At 66.0% G+C, this 20,731-nt stretch carries 21 protein-coding genes; 5 read left to right on the top strand and 16 right to left on the bottom strand.

Annotated elements, in window-relative coordinates:
- Positions 1–299: 299 nt before the first annotated feature.
- The 5 genes from YWC_RS0119215 to YWC_RS0119195 form a co-directional block, all read right to left on the bottom strand.
- Positions 300–1,064, bottom strand: a complete 765-nt coding sequence (locus tag YWC_RS0119215; RefSeq protein ID WP_027866843.1) for an SDR family NAD(P)-dependent oxidoreductase — start codon at positions 1,062–1,064, stop codon at positions 300–302.
- Positions 1,065–1,133: 69 nt separating this feature from the next.
- Positions 1,134–1,679 (bottom strand): CPBP family glutamic-type intramembrane protease, encoded by a 546-nt coding sequence (locus YWC_RS32945; RefSeq protein WP_169728136.1) that lies wholly within the window; start codon positions 1,677–1,679, stop codon positions 1,134–1,136.
- A 78-nt stretch (positions 1,680–1,757) separates the two neighbouring features.
- A complete protein-coding gene (locus YWC_RS0119205) occupies positions 1,758–2,267 on the bottom strand; it encodes a TPM domain-containing protein (RefSeq protein ID WP_027866841.1) in 510 nt (169 codons plus the stop codon).
- The gene (locus tag YWC_RS0119200; protein WP_036215041.1) at positions 2,267–3,121 is read right to left on the bottom strand and encodes a TPM domain-containing protein; all 855 of its coding nucleotides are present in this window, start codon (positions 3,119–3,121) and stop codon (positions 2,267–2,269) included. The genes YWC_RS0119205 and YWC_RS0119200 overlap by 1 nt, the downstream gene beginning before the upstream one ends.
- 3 nt (positions 3,122–3,124) lie before the next feature.
- Complete coding sequence (locus tag YWC_RS0119195; RefSeq protein ID WP_027866839.1) at positions 3,125–3,736, bottom strand: LemA family protein; 612 nt, start codon at positions 3,734–3,736, stop codon at positions 3,125–3,127.
- A 154-nt stretch (positions 3,737–3,890) separates the two neighbouring features.
- Here YWC_RS0119195 and pyrF point away from each other — a divergent pair, with 154 nt between their 5' ends.
- Complete coding sequence (gene pyrF, locus YWC_RS0119190) at positions 3,891–4,712, top strand: orotidine-5'-phosphate decarboxylase (RefSeq protein ID WP_027866838.1); 822 nt, start codon at positions 3,891–3,893, stop codon at positions 4,710–4,712.
- Positions 4,713–4,727: 15 nt separating this feature from the next.
- Here the strand turns inward: pyrF and sbcB are convergent, their stop codons facing one another.
- Positions 4,728–6,176, bottom strand: a complete 1,449-nt coding sequence (gene sbcB / locus YWC_RS0119185) for an exodeoxyribonuclease I (RefSeq protein ID WP_027866837.1) — start codon at positions 6,174–6,176, stop codon at positions 4,728–4,730.
- A gap of 99 nt (positions 6,177–6,275) precedes the next feature.
- Positions 6,276–7,241: a GGDEF domain-containing protein gene (locus YWC_RS0119180; protein WP_027866836.1), complete on the bottom strand. Its 966-nt coding sequence runs from the start codon at positions 7,239–7,241 to the stop codon at positions 6,276–6,278.
- Between the two features lie 123 nt (positions 7,242–7,364).
- On the opposite strand from YWC_RS0119180, the gene YWC_RS0119175 reads away from it, so the two are divergent.
- Complete coding sequence (locus YWC_RS0119175; RefSeq protein ID WP_036215072.1) at positions 7,365–8,171, top strand: helical backbone metal receptor; 807 nt, start codon at positions 7,365–7,367, stop codon at positions 8,169–8,171.
- Between the two features lie 42 nt (positions 8,172–8,213).
- Here the strand turns inward: YWC_RS0119175 and YWC_RS0119170 are convergent, their stop codons facing one another.
- The 6 genes from YWC_RS0119170 to YWC_RS0119145 all read right to left on the bottom strand — a co-directional run bounded on the left by YWC_RS0119170 (position 8,214) and on the right by YWC_RS0119145 (position 13,934).
- A complete protein-coding gene (locus YWC_RS0119170; RefSeq protein WP_307176671.1) occupies positions 8,214–8,636 on the bottom strand; it encodes an HPF/RaiA family ribosome-associated protein in 423 nt (140 codons plus the stop codon).
- Between the two features lie 67 nt (positions 8,637–8,703).
- Positions 8,704–9,582 carry an extracellular catalytic domain type 1 short-chain-length polyhydroxyalkanoate depolymerase gene (locus tag YWC_RS0119165; RefSeq protein WP_036215038.1) on the bottom strand — a complete coding sequence of 293 codons (879 nt, stop codon included), beginning with the start codon at positions 9,580–9,582 and terminating at the stop codon, positions 8,704–8,706.
- 76 nt (positions 9,583–9,658) lie between these two features.
- On the bottom strand, positions 9,659–10,885 hold the full coding sequence (locus YWC_RS0119160) for a sensor histidine kinase (protein ID WP_027866832.1): 1,227 nt from the start codon (positions 10,883–10,885) through the stop codon (positions 9,659–9,661).
- Positions 10,886–10,889: 4 nt separating this feature from the next.
- Entirely contained in the window at positions 10,890–11,579 is a 690-nt protein-coding gene (locus YWC_RS0119155; RefSeq protein WP_027866831.1) for a response regulator transcription factor, read from the bottom strand.
- Entirely contained in the window at positions 11,576–12,835 is a 1,260-nt protein-coding gene (locus tag YWC_RS0119150; protein ID WP_027866830.1) for an MFS transporter, read from the bottom strand. The genes YWC_RS0119155 and YWC_RS0119150 overlap by 4 nt, the downstream gene beginning before the upstream one ends.
- 70 nt (positions 12,836–12,905) lie before the next feature.
- Positions 12,906–13,934, bottom strand: coding sequence for a CDP-6-deoxy-delta-3,4-glucoseen reductase (locus YWC_RS0119145; RefSeq protein ID WP_027866829.1), 1,029 nt, complete (start codon positions 13,932–13,934; stop codon positions 12,906–12,908).
- Between the two features lie 117 nt (positions 13,935–14,051).
- Between YWC_RS0119145 and YWC_RS30045 the strand changes: the two genes are divergently transcribed.
- The 3 genes from YWC_RS30045 to YWC_RS30040 all read left to right on the top strand — a co-directional run bounded on the left by YWC_RS30045 (position 14,052) and on the right by YWC_RS30040 (position 15,730).
- Positions 14,052–14,972 carry an SDR family oxidoreductase gene (locus tag YWC_RS30045; RefSeq protein WP_051306579.1) on the top strand — a complete coding sequence of 307 codons (921 nt, stop codon included), beginning with the start codon at positions 14,052–14,054 and terminating at the stop codon, positions 14,970–14,972.
- Positions 14,969–15,199 (top strand): hypothetical protein, encoded by a 231-nt coding sequence (locus tag YWC_RS0119130; RefSeq protein ID WP_027866828.1) that lies wholly within the window; start codon positions 14,969–14,971, stop codon positions 15,197–15,199. Before YWC_RS30045 ends, YWC_RS0119130 begins: the two co-directional genes overlap by 4 nt.
- A 261-nt stretch (positions 15,200–15,460) precedes the next feature.
- Entirely contained in the window at positions 15,461–15,730 is a 270-nt protein-coding gene (locus YWC_RS30040) for a hypothetical protein (protein ID WP_051306577.1), read from the top strand.
- Between the two features lie 59 nt (positions 15,731–15,789).
- Here the strand turns inward: YWC_RS30040 and YWC_RS30035 are convergent, their stop codons facing one another.
- The 3 genes from YWC_RS30035 to YWC_RS0119110 all read right to left on the bottom strand — a co-directional run bounded on the left by YWC_RS30035 (position 15,790) and on the right by YWC_RS0119110 (position 20,684).
- Complete coding sequence (locus YWC_RS30035) at positions 15,790–16,569, bottom strand: glycine-rich domain-containing protein (RefSeq protein ID WP_084416491.1); 780 nt, start codon at positions 16,567–16,569, stop codon at positions 15,790–15,792.
- 246 nt (positions 16,570–16,815) lie between these two features.
- Entirely contained in the window at positions 16,816–18,639 is a 1,824-nt protein-coding gene (locus YWC_RS0119115; RefSeq protein WP_027866827.1) for a sensor histidine kinase, read from the bottom strand.
- A 287-nt stretch (positions 18,640–18,926) separates the two neighbouring features.
- Positions 18,927–20,684, bottom strand: coding sequence for a glutamine--tRNA ligase/YqeY domain fusion protein (locus YWC_RS0119110; protein WP_027866826.1), 1,758 nt, complete (start codon positions 20,682–20,684; stop codon positions 18,927–18,929).
- Between the last annotated feature and the right edge of the window lie 47 nt (positions 20,685–20,731).

Raw genomic sequence — 20,731 nt, 5'->3', positions numbered from 1 at the left:
GCGTGTATCGCAGGTGATTCAAAGTATACGGGGTGAATGTGACCACACTATGACAGCGATCAAATGTGAACCGAGACGACCGAACTGTTCCGGATGTCCGTGATCTCAACAATATCGCGCAGGACGCGCTGAACAAAAAAAAGCCCGCTCTAGGCGGGCTTAAAACTATTTTCTTGGAGGAGAATAGTGGAGACAGGTGAGATTATGCTGCGTCGCCAAATATACGTCCAATTTAGAATACGGATACCAGACATTGATATTTCGAATATCTGTTTCATCAAGATGCTGGCGCGGCGCACTTACTCGCGCACGGGTACCGTGTAGTTCAGCGCCATGCGGCCGCCGTCCGCGTACAGGGTCTGGCCCGTGATGTAAGAAGCGTCGTCGCTGGCCAGGAAGGCGCAGACGGCCGCAACTTCCTCGGGCTCGCCGCAGCGTCCGAGCGGCGTGCGCGACAGGATCGTGTGACGCGCTTCCGGACTGCCGAGTACCGCTTTCTTTGCCAGTTCGGTCAGAATCGTGCCCGGGCCGATGGCGTTGACGCGAATGCCGTGCTCCGCCAGGCTGATCGCGGCCACGCGCGTCAGCTGGTTGACGCCGCCTTTCGAGACCACATACGGCACCTGGTTCGGGATGGTCAGCTCGGCATTGACGCTGGACATATTGATGATGCAGCCCGTCTGGCGCTTCACCATCTCGCGCGCCGCCGCCTGGCTGCACAGGAACATCGATTTCAGGTTGATGCGCAGCACGCGGTCGAAGTCTTCCTCCGCCAGCTCGAGGAAGTCTGCCGCATGCGTGACGCCGGCATTGTTGACGAGGATGTCGACCTGCCCGAATGCCTCCAGGGTGGCGGCGATCATCGCATCGACATCGGCCTTCAGGCTGACGTCGGCCTGGTGGAAGCGGGCGGCTTCCCCGAGCCTGGCTGCGGCATCCCGGCCTTCGAGGCGGATGTCGACGAGCATGACGCGCGCGCCTTCCTGCACCAGGCGCGTGGCGCAGGCCAGGCCGATGCCCTGGCTGGCGCCCGTTACGATGGCTGTCTTGTCGGCTAGTCTCATGGCGGCATCCTTGCTTGTAAAGCCGTCATTGTATCCAGCCCGCGAACGGCGCCAGCGTTTTGTCGCTGCCTATGCCCATTCCGGAAACAGGGGCGCGATGACGAACAGGACCGTTCCGTTCTGCACGGCGTGCGCCGTCGCCGCAGTCAGGGCGGCCGGCGCGATGCCGGCCCAGCGCATGTTCACGTAGGCGCAGGCAAAGATCATCCCGCCGAAGAAGGTCGTCATCCCGTGGGCTAGCCCGCCGTTCAGGTAGTGGCCGTAGGCGAACACCAGCGCGCTCAGCAGGACACAGGCGACGGGCGGCGCGCCGAGGCGGTGCGCGGCTTCAATCGGCAGGACCTGGCCGAGCACGGTTTCAATGATGGGGGCATAGATGACGCCCGCCAGGAAGACGCCGACCGGAGTAAGCCGGGCGAGACCGGCAGCAGCGGAATGTCCCCATAGCTCCGGAGGGAGAAACTGCAGCACGAGCGCGGACACACAGAGTGCGCAGAGCGTTCCCGCGAGGCCCAGGCATGCACCCAGCGCAAGCGCACTGCGGTAGCGCCGACGTTCGAGGCTGTCGCGCCAGCAAGCCAGTCGTGGCGGGATGGTCGTGATCCGGTGGGCCATGGGGCGCTGCATGAAGTGCGTGGCTGCCCATGATAAGTCCGCGCCGTCGTCGGCGACAGCGCGGCATCAAAGGAATGCTCAGAGCATCAGCGGTTTGTCCGGCAACTCGTTGGCGCGGCTGCCGTTGGCCGGGAAGTGCTGGCGCAGCAGCTCGTTGACCTGCCCGATGGCGGCCAGGGTCGCGTCGTGGAAGCTGCCTTGCCTGAAGCCGTCCGTCATGGTGCGGCACACCCCCTGCCAGGTAGCGCTGTCGATCTTGCGGTCGATGCCGCGGTCGGCCACGATATCCACCTTGTGCTCGGCCAGGTTGATGTAGATGAGCACACCACAATTGTCCTCGGTGTCCCACACGCCGTAGTCGGCGAACAGGGCCAGCGCGCGCTGACGGTTGCTGACGCCGTCCCAGGCGTCGTCGAAGGGCAGACCCTTTTCGACGATCAGCCGCACTTCGCCGCGGTGGGTCTGCTCGCCGGCGGTGATCGCCTCGCTGATCGCGCTGAGCGTGGCTTCCGGGAAGGCGCGCTTGGCCTCGCCTTCGCTGCTGCGCAGGTGGCGCCAGGCGCGTTTGATGCGTTGCTTGAATCCCATTACCAGTCTCCCGAGGCGCCGCCGCCGTCGAAGCTGCCCCCGCCGCCGGAAAATCCGCCGCCACCGAATCCGCCTCCGCCGCCACCGAAGCCGCCGCCGCGTCCCATGCCGCTCATGATGTTGCCGAGGATGATGCCGGTCGCGACATCGCCCAGGCCGCTGCTGCGGCGGTGGCCCCAATGGTGCGGCGAGAGCCGGCTGCGGCGCGGACGGAAGATCGAACGCAGCAGGAAAAAGCCGATCAGGAGGGGAATGATACCGAACAGCGAAAACCCGGCGCCGCTGTCGACCTGCACTTGACGCTGTGGCGCCGGCTGCTGCGCCGGGGCAGGGAAGCTTTCCTTGTTCAGCAGCGTCGCGATGGCGCCGACGCCGGCCACCAGGCCTTCGTAATAATGGTTCTGCCGGAAGTGCGGCGCGATCACGTCTTGCAGGATGCGTTTCGACTGGGCGTCCGTCAGCACGCCCTGCACGCCGCGCCCGGCCTCGATGCGCAGCCGGCGCAGCGAACTCGGGTTGTCGCGCGCCACCATCAGCAGCACGCCGTCGTCGATGCCCTTGCGGCCCAGCTTCCAGGCGTCGGTGACGCGGATGCTGAACTGCTCGATCGCTTCGGGTTCGGTCGATTTGACCAGCAGCACCGCGATCTGGCTTCCGGTGCGCGCCTCGTAGTCGGCCAGCACCGCCGTGAGCCGCTCGCGCTGGCTGGCGTCGAGCATGCCGGCTTCGTCGACCACGCGCCCGGTCAGCGCGGGTACCGGCTTGAGCTGGGCGAAGGCGGGTGCTGCAAGCACAAAAGCCAGCAGCAGGGCCCACAGGCAACGAAGGAAACCGGCTCCGGTCGGCGCGTGCATCGCTTATTTGCCGAAGTCGACCGTCGGCGCCGTCGAGATCGCCTTTTCGTTCTCGACCGTGAACGAGGGCTTGGTCTCGTAGCCGAACACCATCGCCGTCAGGTTGGTCGGGAACTTGCGCACGGTGACGTTATAGTCCTGCACCGAGGCGATGTAGCGCTGGCGTGCGACCGTGATGCGGTTCTCGGTGCCTTCCAGCTGCGACTGCAGGTCGCGGAAACTGGTGTCGGCCTTCAGGTCCGGGTATTTCTCGGCCACGACCATCAGGCGCGACAGCGCGCCGGACAGCTCGCCCTGCACCTGCTGGAATTTGTTGAACGCGGCCGGGTCGTTCAGGACTTCGGGCGTGATCTGGAAGCTGGTCGCGGCGGCGCGGGCCCGGGTGACGGCCTCGAGCGTCTCGCGCTCGTGCGAGGCATAGCCCTTGACGGTGTTGACCAGGTTCGGGATCAGGTCGGCGCGGCGCTGGTACTGGTTGACCACTTCGCCCCAGGCGGCGATGGTTGCCTCGTCCTTGGTCTGGAACTCGTTGTAGCCGCAGCCGGACAGCAGTGTACCGGTCAGGACGGCCACGGCCAGGGTTCGGGTCCAGCGCGAGAAGAGGGTAGATGTCATGTTCGTTCCATGGCTATTGTCGAATGGTCAAAATATACATGATGTAAAGATATTTTGGCGCATCGTCCGGGGCCAAACCCAGGCTGCACCCGTCCAGCGCCACGGCTGGCGGTACAATATTGGGTTCGCAATAACTGACATACAAGAGGCCCGGATGACTTTCATCGATAAACTTTCCGCAGCATGGACCCGCAACAATTCCCTGCTGTGCGTCGGGCTCGACCCGGACCTGGCGCGCTTCCCCGCGCAGCTGCAAGGCCAGCCGGACGGCATCGTCCAATTCTGCAAGGCGATCATCGACGCGACCGCCGACCTGGCCTGCGCCTTCAAGCCGCAGATCGCCTACTTCGCGGCGCTGGGCGCCGAAGCGCAGCTGGAGGAAATCTGCCGCTACCTGCGCGAGCAATACCCGCACATTCCGCTGGTGCTGGATGCCAAGCGCGGCGACATCGGCGCCACCGCCCACCAGTACGCGCGCGAAGCCTTCGAGCGCTACGGCGCCGACGCGGTCACGGTCAGCCCCTACATGGGCTTCGACTCGGTCGAGCCCTACCTGGAGTGGGCCGACCGCGGCGTGATCGTGCTGTGCCGCACCTCGAACGCGGGCGGCTCGGACCTGCAGTTCCTGGACGTGGGCGGACGCCCGCTGTACCAGCACGTGGCCCAGCTGGTGGCCGAGAAGTGGAACCGCAACGGCCAGCTGGCGCTGGTGGTGGGGGCGACCTTCCCGGAAGAGATCGCGCAGGTGCGCAAGCTGGTGGGCGACATGCCGCTCCTGATTCCGGGCGTGGGCGCGCAGGGCGGGGACGTGGAAGCGACCGTGCAGGCCGGGCGTACCGCGAACGGCGCCGGGATGATGATCAATTCCTCGCGCGCGATCCTGTATGCGGCGCCGCAGGCGGGCGAGGATTTCGCCGCAGCGGCGCGCAGGGTGGCGATGGAGACGCGCGACGCGATCAATGCGGCGCGGGGCTAAGGGCGTCCCCCAGCCTCAATACCTGCTCGGCGCAATCGTCTCCGCATAGTCATACAGCGCGCCGAGGATTTCCTCCGCGCGCTCGTCTGCATTCTCGGACAGCGCGTCGATCTCCATGAACAGCTGGTCGACGGTGCGCGCCCTGGAAGCGCCCTCGAACAGCCGCGCCGCCCGGTGCGCCTCCCACAGTTCGCGTTCGTCTTCCGACAGGGTGTCGGGGAAGTTGCGTGCGCGGTAGCGGAAGAACAGCTCGCCCAGGCGTTCGTCCTCGAACGAGGGCCGCATGGCGGCCAGCGCTTGCGGCTTTTCCTGACGCAGCGATTCCAGCTTGCGGCGGTCGCCGTTGCCGACGAAGCCGCCGTACAGGTCCTCGTCGACGTCCACCACGCCGCCCGCGGCCGGCTTCTTGAACACCTCGGCCCAGATCGCGCTCATGTTGCGCCCGCCCGCGGCCAGCGCCGCGTGCGCGCGTGCCTGCTCGACGTCGATGTTCCAGCGCGCCGCCATGGCGGGCTGCAGGGTCTTGAGGTTCCCGACCAGCATCGGTGACTTGTTCAGGTGCACGCTCTTGATCGGCAGGCGCGTCATCCCTTCCGGCATCTCGGCGCTGCGGGTGAACAGGCGGGTGCGGATTGTCTCGACGTCGAGCTCGAACAGCTCGGACGGGTCGTGACGGCAGTCCCAGACCAGGATCTCGTTCTTGTTGGTCGGGTGCTGGGCCAGCGGCCAGACCAGGCCCAGGCAGCCGTGCTCGACCGGAAACATGCCGGACACGTGCAGGAAGGGCTGGCGCTGGCCCGGGTCGAGGTGCAGGCCCATCTCGGCGGCCACCCGCTCCTTGCGGCGCAGTTCCAGGCAGAAGTCGAACAGCTTGGGCTGCTTCGAGCGGATGAGGCGGGCAAGGGCAATGGTGGCGCGCACGTCCGACAGCGCGTCGTGGGCGGCATCGTGGACCAGGCCGTTGGCTTTGGTCAGGTCTTCCAGGCGGAAGCTCGGCTTGCCGTCTTCCTTGCGCGGCCATTCGATGCCGTCCGGGCGCAATGCGTAGGTCATGCGCACCACGTCCAGCAGGTCCCAGCGGCCGCAGCCGTTCTGCCACTCGCGCGCATACGGGTCGATCAGGTTGCGCCAGAACAGGTGGCGCGTGACCTCGTCGTCGAAACGGATCGTGTTGTAGCCGACGCCGATGGTGCCGGGCTCGCTGAAGGCGGCTTCGATCTGGCGAGCGAATTCGTGTTCCGGCACGCCATGTTCCAGGCAGTGCTGCGGGGTGATGCCGGTGATCAGGCAGGATTGCGGGTCGGGCAGGAAGTCCGGCGCCGGCTGGCAGTACAGCATGATCGGCTCGCCGATCTCGTTCAGCTCGGCATCGGTGCGGATGGCGGCGAACTGGGCCGGGCGGTCGCGGCGCGGGGTCGCGCCGAAGGTTTCATAGTCGTGCCAGAGGAAGGTATGCGTGCTCATGTATTGCTCAGGTATTGTTCTTGTGTCGCCGTCGGGGGCGGGCAGGCGCCATGGTGGCACAGAATCGGCGCGGCGTCAGCCAAAGGACTGGAAGCGTGACTAGATGCTGACGCGGTCGCGGCCTGCCTGTTTGGCACGATACAAGGCAGCGTCGGCCGCCGCCATCAGGTCCTGCTCGTCGCCGCCCGGCGCCAGGCTGGCCACGCCGAACGAGCCGGTGACGTGGGGCAGCGGCAGGCGCATGTCGGGGAAGACCAGGGTCGTGCGCAGGCGCTCGGCCAGGCGTTCGGCCACCATCTCGGCCAGGGCGGTCGGGGTGTCTGGCAATACCGCCATCAGTTCCTCGCCGCCATAGCGCACCGCGAAGTCCGAAGGTCGCAGCGATTCGCGGATCACGCCGGCGGCGCTCGACAAGGCGGCGTCGCCCGCCAGGTGGCCGTGGGTGTCGTTGAAGCGCTTGAAGTGGTCGAGGTCGATCATGATGACCGACAGCGGGCTGCCGTCCTGGCGCGCGCGCATCGCCAGCTTGGGCAGCATCTCGCCCAGCCAGGCGCGGTTGTACAGGCCGGTCAGGCCGTCGTTGAGCGAGAGCTGGCGGTAGAACTCGCCCAGTTTCTGGCGCCGCTTGAGCTGGGCGTTGGCCGCCCGCACGCGGAAGGACAGCAGGCGCAGCAGGTTGCGCGCGAGCACGTTCGAACGGTCGATCAGCTGCCACACCAGTTCCGGCTCGATGACCAGCAGCTCGCAGTCTTCCAGTGCGGTCATCGCGGCCAGGTTGACGGCGTCGTCCAGCACGGCCTGCTCGCCCACGCTTTCGCCCGGCAGCACGCGCGTGGTGCCGCTGTCCTCGCTGCCGCTATGGGCGTCCGGCGCCACCTCCAGCATGCCCGACAACACGATGTACAGGCGGGCGCGCAGTCCGTCCTCGACCCGGCGGCCGGCCGCCACCCGGATCACCGCGCAGGGGGCGAGCGCTGCCGAGACGACCGGATCGTCGGCGTCGCGGAACAGCTGCAGGTCGCGCGTGGTATAGGGGGAAGCACCGAAGGTGCCGATCGGATCCAAAAGCTTGCTCGAGCGGGAAAAAAGAAACTGGATGTTGATGTCATTACCTTACGGCATGATAACTCATTGCAACTCCTGCGCGCGGGCTGGCGTTCCAGAAACAACAGTGGTCAAATGGCGGCCATGACACATCCTGCCCACCTGGTCGACGCGCTTGGCCACCAACACCGTCCCGCACCCGGGGCCCGCATCGTGTCGCTGGTGCCTTCGATTACCGAACTCCTGTGCGAGCTCGGCCTGGCAGGGCAACTGGTCGGCCGTACCGGCTTCTGCATCCATCCGCGCGAGGCGGTGGAGGCGATTCCGAAGGTCGGCGGCACCAAGGACGTGAACGTCGAGAAGATCCGCAAGCTGGCGCCGACCCACCTGGTGGTCAACATCGACGAAAACGAAAAGCCGACGGTGGAGGAACTGGCGAAGTTCGTGCCGCACATCGTCGTCACCCATCCGGTGGTCCCGGGCGACAACCTGGCGCTGGCGCGCCTGATGGGCGGCATCTTCGGCGCGCAAGTGGCAGCGGAGCGCTGGTGCGCCGCCTTCGAGCAGGAATACGCGGCCTTGCGTGCACTGCCGCCGGCGCCGGCGCGTACCGTGCTGTACTGCATCTGGCAGGATCCGTGGATGAGCGTGTCGAACGACACGTATATCGCCGCCATGCTGGCCGAGCTGGGCTGGAAGGTACCGGAACTGGGGGAGGCGCGCTACCCGCGCTTCGAGTGGTCGGCGCAGCTGGTGGACGGGCTCGACGCCGTGCTGCTGTCCACCGAGCCCTACCGCTTTACCGAGGCGCATGCGGACGCGCTCGAGAAACAGCTCGGCATCCCGGTGTTCCTGGTCGATGGGGAAATGATGTCGTGGTACGGCAGCCGCGCGCTGGCCGGCCTGCGCTACTTGCGTGAAGTACGGGCAATGCTGGAAGGTGTTACCTGAATAAAAACGCACGCCCAGGAGCAGGGCGTACGTGCAGTGCGCTCAGGAGTCGGTCAGGTGCTTGTCCGCCAGCGGATCGTCGATCACCGGGGACGTATGCTTGTTCTTGTCCTGCAGGCGGCCCAGGGCGCTGTCGAGGGCGCGCGCCAGCTTGCTGCCGGCATTCTTGATCGACAGATGCAATTCTTCGGCGTGCTCATGGACGACGACCGGCTGGTATCCGCGTACGCGCGCTTCCATCATGCAGGAATTTCCGCCGTCGGCATGTTTTTCGCGATTTTCATTGCTCAGGTGAACCTCGACACTGGTGAGGTGATCGCTGAAACGGCCGATGGCGCCGTTCACGATGGTTTGCACGTGTTCTTCCAGACCCGGGCTTTTGCTGATGGTACGGTCGGTATTGACGTTGATTTGCATACGTTCGCTCCTATTGTCATAACGATTACATCTTACATTGGCGTCCATGTTGGCCGCGTCCTGTACGACAGGTGGGGCCGGTACGGCAAGTTGCAAGGCCGACCATATCCAGGACTCAGCGGCGGTGCTTCGTGAAGAATTGCCAGATGAGCTCGTTCGCATCGACATCGCGCGTGGTCTTGCCGATCGGCAAACCAACATTGAAGGCATCGGCGCCGGGCCAGGTATGGCCGCCGTCCTTCACCGTCACCAGGGCCACGCGGACGTCCGCGCTGCCCTGTTCGCGGTAGCCGACCTCGGTCCCGTCGCTGGCGTCGCCATTGAAGCTGCGCAGCTGTTCGGGGGCGCCCTCGAGTCCGTTGCGCCTGATCCAGTAACGATGGCTGTCCATGGCCGACAGGTAGCCGCTCGCCTTGCCGTCGTAGGCCACGACCCCGTCGGCCGTGCCGTGGATCAGCATCACGCCGAGCTTGCCCGTCCTGGTGTGGTGCTGGACCACCGGTTCCGGCATCGGTCCGCCCACCGAGGCCACCGCGGCGAATACATGCGGCAGCTCGGCCGCCAGGCGCAGGGCAAAGAAGCCGCCGCGCGACAGTCCGGTCGCATACACCCGCGACGTGTCGACACGGTAGTCCTTCTTGAGTTTCTCGAGCAGGGCCTCGGTGAAGCCGACATCGTCGCTGCCGCCCAGGTAGGGCATGTCGAAGCCGACGTTCCAGTCGTGCTTGATGCCAAGCGGGTAGACCACGATGAAGCGGTGGCGGTCGGCGGCCCGGTTCATGCCGGTGTAGAGCATCTGCTCGGCCATCGTCATGCCGCTGCCGTGGAAGTTGAACACGACCGGGTAGGACTGCTGTGGGTCGGCGTGGTAGGAGGGGGGCGTATAGACGATGTAGCGGCGTTTTTCGTCCTTGTACACTAGCGTGCTCCTCTGGGCGAAGGCGCTGCTGCAGATGCTGGACAGGACCAGCAGGGCGATCAGGATTTTTTTCATTGGATGCTCCCCGAGTGAATGGAGCACCCAGCCTAAGGGGGAGGCGGTGAAATCGCGGTGAAATCCGCTGCCTTTTTCAGCGCACCGGCGGCAGGACGATCTCGACCCGGTAGCTCGCTGCGCCCGGCTGGAACGCGATCTCCCAGCCCATGCTCTGGGCCACCCGCGCCAGCAGGTTCTGCCCGTGCGCGAAACCCTGTACCCGGCCGGCGTGCGCCGCATCCACGGTATTGGCGATGAGCAGCCGCCCGTCGTCGTAGCCGATGGCAAGCCGGGTATGCGGCCCGCCATGGAACAGGGCATTGCCTACGCAATTCGTGACGAGCAGCTGGGCGAGGTGCGGGTTGCCCACGACCTGCAGCCGTTCCGGCAGCGTGAGCGCCAGGCGCTGGTCGTCCCAGGCGGTGGTTCCGGGAATGCGCAGCAGCGCCGCCTCGATGCAGGCGCGCAGGTCGAAGGCCTCCAGCCCCACGTGTTCGGCCCGCGCCAGCGCGAACAGCACGTCGATGGTAGCGCGCAGTTCGTCCACGCCGGCCTGCAGCTGCCCGAGCTCCTCGCGGCCCAGCGGCCTCGTGGCCGCCAAGGCCAGGGTGTTGTTCATGACGGTGAGGGGCGTGCGCAGCTCATGCCCGACGTCGCGCGTGAAATCGTGCTCGCGGCGCAGGGCCGCCTGCAGCGCGCTGAAACTGGTCTCCAGGCGCTCCGCGAGGATGCCGATCTCGTCCGCCCGTCCGCGCGCGCTGAAGCCCGCCGTGCCGCCGGGACGCAGGGCCTGCGCCTCGTGCGCCAGTATCTGCAGCGGCTGTACCAGTCGCCGCGCCAGCAGCCAGGCCAGCAGCAGGGCCAGCGCGATCAGCGCCGCGGCAACGAAGATCAGCACCCCGCCCACGTCCTGCACCACCTTCGACACCACCAGCACGGGAGCGACGTCGGCCAGCAGGTAGATGCGCCTGGCGCCGCCGGACCCGTCGGGCAGCTCGCGTACCATCAGGTGGTAATGCTGGCCGGTGCGCGTGAACACCTCGGCGCGCAGGTCGCCGGGCGCGCTTGCTGCGCGCACCACGGACGGCAGCGTAGCGCGGCTGGTGTGGACAGTGACCAGGTCGCTGGCGGGGCGGAGCGTTCCGCCGTGGCGGGCGGCCTGCGCTTCGATGGCGGCCGCTTCGCGCTCCAGCAGCCGCTCCACCAGCATGTCCTCGGTGACGTAGGCGATCACCACCGCCAGCCCCGTGTAGCACAGGCAGATCAGGACGGTGAAGCCCGCCAGGGCGGCGAACAGGCTGCGGCGGATCGACCTGGGCATCGTTCTAGGCCTCCAGGTCGAGCCGGTAGCCGAGCTGCAGGATGGTGGCGAGCAGCCTGCGCCCGGAGGCCCCTTCCAGCGTCTTGCGCAAGGTGTAGATGTGCGACTTGAGCGCATCGCTGTCGGGCGGATTCGCGCCCCACAGGTGCTGGACCAGGGCCGAGCGCGAGACCGGATGCGGATGCTCCCTGCACAGCAGCTGCAGGATGCTGAAGCCGGCCTGGGTCAGGACCAGGGGCCGGCCGTCGTAGAGCGCGCGCTTTTCCCGCACCAGCAGGGTCAATGGGCCGACCCGCATCTCGTGCTGCTGGTGCAGCGTCCCGCGGCGCGCCAGCGCTTCGCAGCGCAGGGCCACCTCGCGCAGGTCGAACGGCTTGGCCAGGTAGTCGTCGGCGCCCTCGCGGAAGCCCTGCGCCTTGTCCTCGAAGGCGTCGCGTGCGGTCAGCATCAGGACCGGCACGTTGCTGGGGGCATGCGCCTTGATCTCGCGGCACACCTGCAGGCCGTCCATGTCGGGCAGGTTGAGGTCGAGCAGCACCACGTCGTAGCGGTGCTGCGTGGCCAGCCGCACGGCCAGGGCACCGCTGCCGGCATGGTCAAGCTGCCACCCCAGGCCCTCGAGGAAATCGACCAGCTGGCGGGCGATGGTCGGGTGGTCTTCGACCACCAGCACGCTCAGCACCTCGCGCTTCATGCGCGCTGCCTTTCGCTTTTTTCTTCCTGATGGTGCGGGAAGCGGTCCATCCGCGACAGCACCGGGAACAGCAGCGCCCACAGGCCAGTGACGGCGAGCGTGGCGGCGCCGCCCAGCAGGATCGCGCGCACCAGGCCGAGCCAGCCGGCGGTGACGCCCGACTCGAATTCGCCCAGCTCGTTGGAGGCGCCGATGAACACCGAGTTGACCGCGCTGACGCGCCCGCGGATGTCGTCCGGCGTTTCGTACTGCACCAGGAGGTGGCGGATGTAGACGCTCACCATGTCGCCCGCGCCGAGGAGGAACAGGGCGCCCAGGGCCACCGGGAAGCTGCTGGTGAAGCCCATCACCAGCGTGGACAGGCCGAACACGGCGACACCGCCGAACATCCACAGGCCGACGCGGCGCGTAATCGGGAAGAACGCCAGCGCGATCGAGCACAGGGCCGCCCCCAGTCCCGGGGCGCTGCGCAGCCAGCCGAGGGCGGTGGGGCCGGCATGCAGCACGTCGTGGGCATAGGCGGGCAGCAGGGCGGTGGCGCCGCCGAACAGCACCGCGAACAGGTCGAGCGAGATCGCGCCCAGCACGATCGGGCGCGACCACACGAAGCGCAGGCCTTCCATCAGCGAATGCCAGCTCACCGGGCCCTGGCTGCGCGCCTGTCGGGTCGCACGGGTGCGCGACATGCACAGCACCGCGATGCTCAAGAGGCTGGCCGAGATCACGTGCACTGTCATCGGACCGAAGGCGTACAGCAGGCCGCCGATGACCGGCCCGGCGATCACGGCCACGTGGAAGGTCGAGGAGCTCAGGGCCACGGCCTGGCTGAAGTCCTGGTCGGGCACCAGGTTCTTCAGCACCGCCTGCGAGGCAGGCATCATGAAGGCGCGCGCGGAGCCGAACAGCACCAGGATCGCGAACACCGGCCAGACGATGGTGCTGCCGCTCGCCGTGAAGCTCACCAGGAGCAGGCTGCACAGCAGCTGCGTGGCCATGCACAGCAGGACGATGTTGCGGCGGTTGTGGCGGTCGGCCACGTGGCCGGCCCACAGGATCAGCACCAGGAAGGGCGCGAACTGCGCCAGGCCGATCAGGCCCAGGTCGAACAGGCTGCCGGTGATCTGGTAGACCTGCCAGCCGATGGCGACGCTCTGCATCTGCACCGCGAGGGTGCCGAGGAAGCGGCTGGAAAGGTAGAAGGCGAGATTACGGTTGCGCAGGACGGCCAGGCCGCTGGAAGGGGACAGCAGGGACATGAAGGGCTTTCGGGACAATGCTTGGGCTCGTTAGCCTCGCATTGTGCCCGAATTGCGGCCCTGCCGTGCCTTAGGCTTGCGCCAGGTCCGCCTCGCTGGTGAAGGCGTCGGCGAAGAACTCGTCTTCCGGCAGTCCGCACTGCGCCACGTAGTCGCGCCGCGCCGATTCCACCATGATCGGCGCGCCGCAGGCATAGACCTGGTGGCCGGAGAGGTCCGGGAGGTCCTGCATCACGGCCGCGTGCACGTAGCCGGTGCGGCCCTGCCAGGCGTCTTCCGGCAGCGCGTCCGAGATCACCGGGACGTACTGGAAGTCCGGCAGCGTGGTTTCCCATGCGCGGCACAGCTCGTCCATGTACAGGTCCTGGGGACGGCGGCCGCCCCAGTACAGGCGCACGGGACGCGTCGACTTCAGGTGCATCAGGTGCTCGACCAGCGCCTTGACGGGCGCGAAGCCGGTGCCGGAAGCCAGCAGCACGATCGGCTTGTCGGATTCTTCGCGCAGGAAGAAGGTGCCGAGCGGGCCTTCGAAGCGCAGGATGTCGCGCTCCTTCATGGCGCCGAACACGTGGTCGGTGAACAGGCCGCCTGCCAGGTGCCGGATGTGCAGCTCGAGCGGGCCGCTGAACGAAGGCGCGCAGGCGATGCTGTAGGCGCGGCGCTTGCCGTCCTTGAGCAGGAATTCGATGTATTGGCCGGCGCGGTAGGCCAGCGCTTCGTTGGCCGGCAGCTGCAGCGTGACGATGGCGACGTCCGGCGCGGCCCGCTTGATACCCGCGATACGGGTCGGCATCTTGCGCACCGGGTACTCCGAGCTGCCGCCGACTTCGCGCGCTTCGATGACCAGGTCCTGCTGCGGCACCGCGCAGCAGAACAGCGACATGCCCTGGGTCTTTTCGATGTCGCTCAGGGCGCGCTGCTGGTGCGGCTTGTGGGTCAGCTCACCATCGAGGACCTTGCCCTTGCAGGAACCGCAGGCGCCGTTCTTGCAGCCATAGGGCAGGCCGATGCCGGCACGGATGGCGGCGGAGAGGACGGTTTCGTCGGCTTCGCAGGTGAACTGGTGGCCGCTGGGCTGGACGGTGATCTGGAAAGTCATGCAGGGTCTGGGTGCCGATAGTGAATGGCCGGTATTCTACACCGGGGCCAGCGGGGCCGTGAAACGCCAGGACGGCGCTGTGCTAGAGTGACGGGCTTCCGAATCCGCACCATCGCCATGACCCAGCCTTCCGCTTTCCTCCGTCCGCGCCTGCTCATCGTTGGCTGCGGCGACGTCGGCATGCGCCTGCTGCCCCTGCTCGGCGGGCGCTTCCGGGTGTTCGCCCTGACCAGCCAGCGCGAGCGCTGCGTCGAACTGCGGGCCGCGGGCGCGGTGCCCATCGTCGCCGACCTGGACCAGCCCCATACCCTGGGCCGCCTGCGCGGACTGGCCGACCGGGTCGTGCATCTGGCGCCACCCCAGCCCGAGGGCGCCTTGGACCGCCGCACCCGCCACCTGGTGGCGGCGCTGGGCAAGGCGGCGCGCCTGGTGTATGTGAGCACCAGCGGCGTATATGGCGACTGCGGCGGCGAGCTGGTGCACGAGACGCGTCCGGTGGCGCCGCGCAATGCCCGTGCGCAGCGGCGCGTCGATGCCGAGCGGGTGCTGCGCGCCTGGGCGCTGGCGGGCGGCACGCAGCTGTCCATCCTGCGCGTGCCCGGCATCTATGCCGCCGGTCGGCTCCCGCTCAAGCGGCTGGAGCAGGGCACCCCGGCCCTGCGGCCGGAAGACGACGTGTACACCAACCACATCCATGCCGACGACCTGGCGCGCATCGTCCTGCTTGCGCTGTTTCGCGCGCGCGGCGCGGGCCGGGTGGTGCACGCGGTGGACGACACGCGCATGAAGATGGGCGAGTATTTCGACGCCGTGGCCGATGCCTTTGGCCTGGCGCGTCCGCCGCGCCTGCCGCGCGCCGAGCTGCAGGCGGCGGTCACGCCAACGCTGCTCTCCTTCATGTCCGAATCGCGCCGCCTGGACAATACGCGCCTGAAGCGCGAGCTGCGCGTGCGGCTGCGCCATCCGGACGTGCCGGCGGCGCTGGCGCAACTTGCCGCGGCTCCCGTACAATCGGGCACCCAAGGAGAACCAGCATGACCTATGAAGAATACCTCGACGAAGTAACCACCCTGATCGTCGAAAAATACGGGATCGCGGACGCCGCCGCGATCAAGATCGTCGTCAACGCGCAGGACAAGGAATTTTTCGTCGCCCACGACGACAAGCCCGAGATGCGCACCGTCGAGCGTGCGCACGCCGACGCCAGAACCCTGTACCAGGCCAGCGGCCTGGCCGGGAAGGCCGCCCCCGGCAAGAAGAAGTAAATCCTTCCGCCGCCCTGCGTCTGGGGCGGCAATCTCCCTGTCCACCGACGCTTCCGGCCTGGCCGGAGGCACGCGCACGCGCTTGCCACCCGAGGATGCCTTCAACAAGGGCAGCACCCTTGTGCAAATGGCTTTCCTAATGTGTATCATTTCTCCCCAGGCGAAAAATGCCATACAAACGATGCCATATCGGACGTGTGTGCAAAGAATTCGCGATAGATCACGCAAAGTGACAAATATTTAACAATCCTGAAAGAAACCATGCCCATCAGACGCCTTCCGCCCGGCGCGGAATACGACCCCAACCGGCTCCTTGACGCCATCATCGCCAGGCTCCGCCTGAAGAACGACGCAGCCTTGTCGCGTGTGCTCGAAGTGGCGCCGCCGGTGATCAGCAAGATTCGCCACAACACGCTGCCGATCGGCGCCACGCTGCTGCTGCGCATGCATGAAGAGAGCGAGTTCAGCATCCGGGAACTGCGCGAGTTGATGACCAGGCCGCAGGGAGTGGGGCAGGCGCTGGCGGCCTGAATGAAAAACGGCCGGCGGGACGCAAGCGTCGTCCGGCCGGCCGTTCGAGGGAAGGAGAATCAGGCGGCGTGCGCCAGCTCCTTGCCCGGTGCGGCATCAGGCTGCGCCTGCGACGGCTTTCCCGGCGCGGAGCAAAAGGCGTATGCGGCGCCTGCGGCTTCGCGTGGCTTGCGCGGGGCCGAACAGAATGCATATGCGGCATTCACGGCGTCGAGCTGCTTGCCCGGCGCGGAGCAGAATGCATGCGCGGCGTTGGCGGTTTCGCGCGGCTTGCCCGGGGCCGAACAGAATGCGTATGCGGCATTCGCGGCGTCGAGTGGCTTGCCCGGCGCAGAGCAAAATGCGTACGCGCCGTTGGCGGTTTCGCGCGGCTTGCCTGGGGCCGAACAGAATGCGGATGCGGTATTCGCGGCGTCGAATTGCTTGCCAGGCGCGGAGCAGAATGCGAACGCAGCGTTGGCGGCTGGTCGGGCGCCGAATTCGGTTTCGTAGATCGCACGCATGCGGTCGCCTGCGGCGGCCTGGTCGCCGTCGTTCGCATCCGCACCGATGCCGACGTACGGATAGTGGTGCAGGAAGTAGCCGAACAAGGCTTCGCAGTCGCGGGCGTACTTCATTGTGTCAAGGATGTGGTAGTGCCAGAAAATGTCGACGTCGACGGTCGGCGAAGCCTCCGCGTCAGGGTATTTCTTCATCAGGAACAGGAAGCGGCGGTATTCCGTTTCCACTGCATCTGCCCGCAGGGCGGACCAGCCTTCGCCGGATTCCACATGCATCAGTTTCATTTTGATCGGGGCAAGATCAAGTGCTTCAAATGCTGCGAATTCGTTGGTCGACATAGTTATCACCTTTTATTGTAGATCCGTTTGTTAAGGCATTCTTTTTCTATCCCTAGTGTTGGAGCGGTACGTCAGCGAATCCTCCTCAAAGAATGTGACGCGGTTAATCGGAAGTCAGGAACTACGTCTTGACCGATGGCAGTGATAACAATTGTCCTGCGACCGGTCAGGCTTAGTGTTGAGTTCTGTCAACCGAGTAACTGCTGTGCTGAAACGAGACAACATGGGCACGCATCCGCTCCATGCTCAGGCGATGGCCGGCAGCGCGGCATCGCTGTCGTAGGTTGGAGCAGCGGGTGGTTCGGATGGATGCCCGCCTACGGGAATGGTGACGACGATGGTGGTGCCGGTATCCGGGCCGCTGCTGATCGAGAAGCTGCCGCCCAGGATATTGACGCGCTCTTCGATGCCCACCAGCCCGAAGGATCCGTTGCGGTTGCGGCTGCCCGGCTGCATGCCGATGCCATTGTCGCGGATCGTCATGGTCAGCATGTCGGCGTGCTGGTGCAGGTCGATCCGCACCTTGGTCGCGCGCGCGTGCCGCGCCACGTTGTTGAGCGACTCCTGCAGGATGCGGAAGAAGGCAGTGGCGCAACCGTCGTCGAGGTGGTGCTCGGTTTCGTCCTCGACCAGTTCGCATTCGATGCCGGTGCGGCGCGAGAAGTCGGCCACCTGCCAGTCCACCGCCGCGTTCAGGCCGAGGTCGAGCACGTTCGGCCGCAGGTCGTTGATGATCTGGCGTACGCTGCGGATGGTCAGGTCGATCTGGCGTACGGTCGCGCTGGCGCGTTCGTACAGGCGACCATGGCGGTCGCGCGTGCGGTTGGCAAGGATCTCGGCTTCGATTTTCAGGGCCAGCAGGTTCTGCGCGAGCTCGTCGTGGATCTCGCGCGCGATGCGCTTGCGCTCGCCTTCCTTGATCTGCTCCGCATGCGCGGCCAGCTGGCGCAGCTTCTCGTTGGTGGCCTGCAGCTTGGCCTGGCTGGCGCGCAGCTCGCGCGTCATGTCTTCGGCCATGCGCAGGGCGCTGCGGCGCGACGAGGCCATGGTCTGGAACAGCGCGTAGAGCAGGGCGGTGCTGAGCGTGCCGGCCAGGGCGGCCAGCCAGGGATAGAACAGGTCGAAGCGCGTGTACAGCGCTGATTTCTCGATACTGAAATCGGCGAGCCAATGGCGCTGGTTGAATGCGATCGGCAGGCTGGCACGCAGCAGGCCGGCTTCGTCGGAGACCGGCTGCTGCGGGACTTTCGTCGCCTGATTGCTGTCATACAGGATACCGTTGCGCCGGTTCTCGCCCGGCTCCTGCGGAATATCGTCGAGGTCTGTGAGTACCAGTCGCACCCCGTCGAGCGGGAATCCCTCGAGCACGCCGTCGACCATCCTGTTGACGCCGAAACCGATGCCGACGGAGCCGATGTAGGCGGCGCGGCGCTGGATGACGGTATCGATCGGCATGTCGCTGCGGTACACCGGCAAGCGCATCGCGAGCGCGTTCTGGATCGGACCGGGGCCTATCCTGACGCGGAAACCGGAGGCCGCGATGGTGTTGTTGTCGCGCGACTCTGCCGCCGTATGGCGGATGTAACTGCGTGCTTCCAGGTCCAGGCCGAGCTTGTCGAGCGTTTGCGGGGTGGCCGGTTCCATGTAGAGGAGGATGGTGTAGCTGTCGCGGCCGGGCTGAGCTTCCAGCTTCGTGGCAGGCTCGGGCATGCCGTGCTGGCGCAGGCGGCGGCGTACGTCCGCGTCCACTGCCGGCAACTCAGCCGGGCCGACGCTGCGTGCAAAATTGATGACCTCGATGCCCGGGAAGTTGCGTGGCGTGTCGAGCTGCTCGACGTAGTGGCGGAATTCGTCGGCCCCGACCGTGGAACTGGCGCGAAACAGTCCGGCCGTGCCGCGCAGGACGTCGGTATAACTCTTGATGCGCGCCTCGATCGCGAACTGGGCGGTGCGCGCCATGCCGCGAAAACGCGTCTGGGCATCGGTTTCGATCGCCTTGGCGGTCGCCAGGTAGAGGGCAGCGCCGACCGCCACGGACAGCAATGCCCCTGTCAGCATCGCCGTCGGCATGACGACATGATGGTTGGAGGAGCTGCGGGGGAGCATGATCCGTAATCTCGCTTACTAGGTGAATGCGTCGCGATAATGCGACATACATGCCTACGCTAAGCCTCTTTACGGAACGAAGAACCTATCAGCTTGAATAGGTATAGCAAATATGCAACGATGTAGACGAGATGGAAACGTTCTCGGTCAAGAACAAGAAATTCGGGGGAGCAATGCCGCCTAGCATTGCTCCCCCTCGAATACCTGCAAAACGCAGAAACGATAGCCTGAGTAGTACGGCGTAAGAGGAATTACTTCCCCCAGCTGTCCTTCAGCGTCGTCACGCGGTTGAACACCGGCTTGCCTGGCTGCGAATCCACGCGGTCCGCCACAAAATAGCCGTGGCGCTCGAACTGGAAGCGCTGGTCGGCCACCGCGTCCTTCATGCCCGGCTCCAGGTAGGCGGTCACGGTCTCGAGCGCGTTCGGATTGAGCGCGGCCTTGAAGTCCTTGCCGCCGGCATCCGGCTGCGGCTCGGTGAACAGGCGGTCGTATAGGCGCACCTCGGCCTCCAGCGCAGTAGCCGCGCTGACCCAGGTGATGTTGCCCTTGACCTTGTAGTTGTCCGCGCCCGGCGTGCCCGACTTCGAATCCTCGAAGTACTTCACGTGCACGGCCGTGACCTTGCCGTCCGCGTCCTTGTCGAAACCGGTGCACTCGACCACGAAGCCGTACTTCAGGCGCACGCGCGAACCCGGCTGCTCGCCCACGGGCGGGGTGAAGCGGTGGTAGCCCTTGGTCGGGGTTTCCATGAAGTCTTCCTGCTCGATCCACAGCTCGCGGGTGAACGGGAAGCTGCGCACGCCCATCTCCGGATGGTGCGGGTGGACCGGCGAAGAGCACTCGACCGATTCGCCTTCCGGGAAGTTGTCGACGATGAGTTTCAACGGACGCAGCACGGCGATGGCGCGCGGCGCCTTCGGGTCGAGGTCGTCGCGCAGCGCGCCTTCCAGCGTGCTCATGTCGATCCAGCCGTCGGCCTTGGAGACGCCGATGCGCTCGCAGAACAGCTGGATCGATTCCGGCGTATAGCCGCGGCGGCGCAGGCCGACGATGGTCGGCATGCGCGGGTCGTCCCAGCCGGTCACCACACCTTCATCCACCAGCTGACGCAGCTTGCGTTTGGAGGTGACGACGTAGGTCAGGTTCAGGCGCGCCATCTCGTACTGGCGCGGCACCGGGCGCGGGAAGAAGCCGCCGTCGGCCAGGGTGTCCACCAGCCAGTCGTACATCGGGCGGTGGTCCTGGAACTCGAGCGTGCAGATCGAATGGGTGATGTTTTCCAGCGCGTCCGAGATCGGGTGCGTGTAGTCGTACATCGGGTAGATGCACCAGGCGTCGCCCGTGCGGTGGTGGTGCGCATGGCGGATGCGGTACAGCGCCGGATCGCGGTTGGTCATGTTCGGCGAGGACATGGCGTCTTCCGACATCTTGGCGCGCAGGATGTGCTCGCCGTCCTTGTACTTGCCGGCCTTCATGTCGCGGAAGAGTTGCAGCGATTCTTCCACCGGACGGTTGCGATAGGGCGAGTTGGTGCCCGGCGTGCTGAAGTTGCCGCGGTTCTTCGCCATCTCTTCGGGGCTCTGGCTGTCGACGTAGGCCTTGCCTTCGCGGATCAGGTATTCCGCCATCTCGTACAGCTTGTCGAAATAGTCGCTCGCGTAATGCAGGTATTCGCCGTCGCCCTGTTCCCAGGTAAAGCCGAGCCACTTCACGGAATCCATGATGGTGTCGACGTATTCCTGGTCTTCCTTCTCCGGATTGGTGTCGTCGAAGCGCAGGTGGCAGCGTCCGTTGTAGTCGCGCGCCAGACCGAAGTTCAGGCAGATCGACTTGGCATGGCCCACGTGCAGGTAGCCGTTCGGCTCCGGCGGGAAACGGGTGATCACGGGCGGCATGCCCTCACGCTTGTGCGTGCCTGCTGCCAAGTCGTTTTCGATAATGGCGCGCAGGAAATTGGACGAGGGGGGATTGCCCGCCGCCGTCGGGGTGTTCTTATCAATGCTCATGAAAAAGAGATGGGATAGGTTATTCCGGACATTTTACCGTAACGCAG

Source organism: Massilia alkalitolerans DSM 17462, from assembly GCF_000427785.1.
In the GTDB taxonomy this organism is placed as follows: domain Bacteria; phylum Pseudomonadota; class Gammaproteobacteria; order Burkholderiales; family Burkholderiaceae_D; genus Telluria; species Telluria alkalitolerans.
This window is presented reverse-complemented; position numbering and strand designations above follow the sequence as displayed.

Bases quoted from the DNA above. Each gene is read 5' to 3' on its own strand.
- YWC_RS0119170 (WP_307176671.1), bottom strand. From the start codon at position 8,636: ATGGACGCCAATGTAAGATGTAATCGTTATGACAATAGGAGCGAACGT.
- YWC_RS0119145 (WP_027866829.1), bottom strand. From the start codon at position 13,934: ATGACTTTCCAGATCACCGTCCAGCCCAGCGGCCACCAGTTCACCTGC.
- YWC_RS0119115 (WP_027866827.1), bottom strand. From the start codon at position 18,639: ATGCCGACGGCGATGCTGACAGGGGCATTGCTGTCCGTGGCGGTCGGC.
- YWC_RS0119110 (WP_027866826.1), bottom strand. From the start codon at position 20,684: ATGAGCATTGATAAGAACACCCCGACGGCGGCGGGCAATCCCCCCTCG.
- YWC_RS30040 (WP_051306577.1), top strand. From the start codon at position 15,461: ATGCCCATCAGACGCCTTCCGCCCGGCGCGGAATACGACCCCAACCGG.
- YWC_RS0119175 (WP_036215072.1), top strand. From the start codon at position 7,365: ATGACACATCCTGCCCACCTGGTCGACGCGCTTGGCCACCAACACCGT.
- YWC_RS0119155 (WP_027866831.1), bottom strand. From the start codon at position 11,579: ATGAAGCGCGAGGTGCTGAGCGTGCTGGTGGTCGAAGACCACCCGACC.
- YWC_RS0119200 (WP_036215041.1), bottom strand. From the start codon at position 3,121: ATGCACGCGCCGACCGGAGCCGGTTTCCTTCGTTGCCTGTGGGCCCTG.
- YWC_RS0119165 (WP_036215038.1), bottom strand. From the start codon at position 9,582: ATGAAAAAAATCCTGATCGCCCTGCTGGTCCTGTCCAGCATCTGCAGC.
- YWC_RS0119215 (WP_027866843.1), bottom strand. From the start codon at position 1,064: ATGAGACTAGCCGACAAGACAGCCATCGTAACGGGCGCCAGCCAGGGC.
- YWC_RS0119195 (WP_027866839.1), bottom strand. From the start codon at position 3,736: ATGACATCTACCCTCTTCTCGCGCTGGACCCGAACCCTGGCCGTGGCC.
- YWC_RS30045 (WP_051306579.1), top strand. From the start codon at position 14,052: ATGACCCAGCCTTCCGCTTTCCTCCGTCCGCGCCTGCTCATCGTTGGC.
- pyrF (WP_027866838.1), top strand. From the start codon at position 3,891: ATGACTTTCATCGATAAACTTTCCGCAGCATGGACCCGCAACAATTCC.
- YWC_RS0119205 (WP_027866841.1), bottom strand. From the start codon at position 2,267: ATGGGATTCAAGCAACGCATCAAACGCGCCTGGCGCCACCTGCGCAGC.
- YWC_RS32945 (WP_169728136.1), bottom strand. From the start codon at position 1,679: ATGGCCCACCGGATCACGACCATCCCGCCACGACTGGCTTGCTGGCGC.
- YWC_RS0119130 (WP_027866828.1), top strand. From the start codon at position 14,969: ATGACCTATGAAGAATACCTCGACGAAGTAACCACCCTGATCGTCGAA.
- sbcB (WP_027866837.1), bottom strand. From the start codon at position 6,176: ATGAGCACGCATACCTTCCTCTGGCACGACTATGAAACCTTCGGCGCG.
- YWC_RS0119150 (WP_027866830.1), bottom strand. From the start codon at position 12,835: ATGTCCCTGCTGTCCCCTTCCAGCGGCCTGGCCGTCCTGCGCAACCGT.
- YWC_RS30035 (WP_084416491.1), bottom strand. From the start codon at position 16,569: ATGTCGACCAACGAATTCGCAGCATTTGAAGCACTTGATCTTGCCCCG.
- YWC_RS0119160 (WP_027866832.1), bottom strand. From the start codon at position 10,885: ATGCCCAGGTCGATCCGCCGCAGCCTGTTCGCCGCCCTGGCGGGCTTC.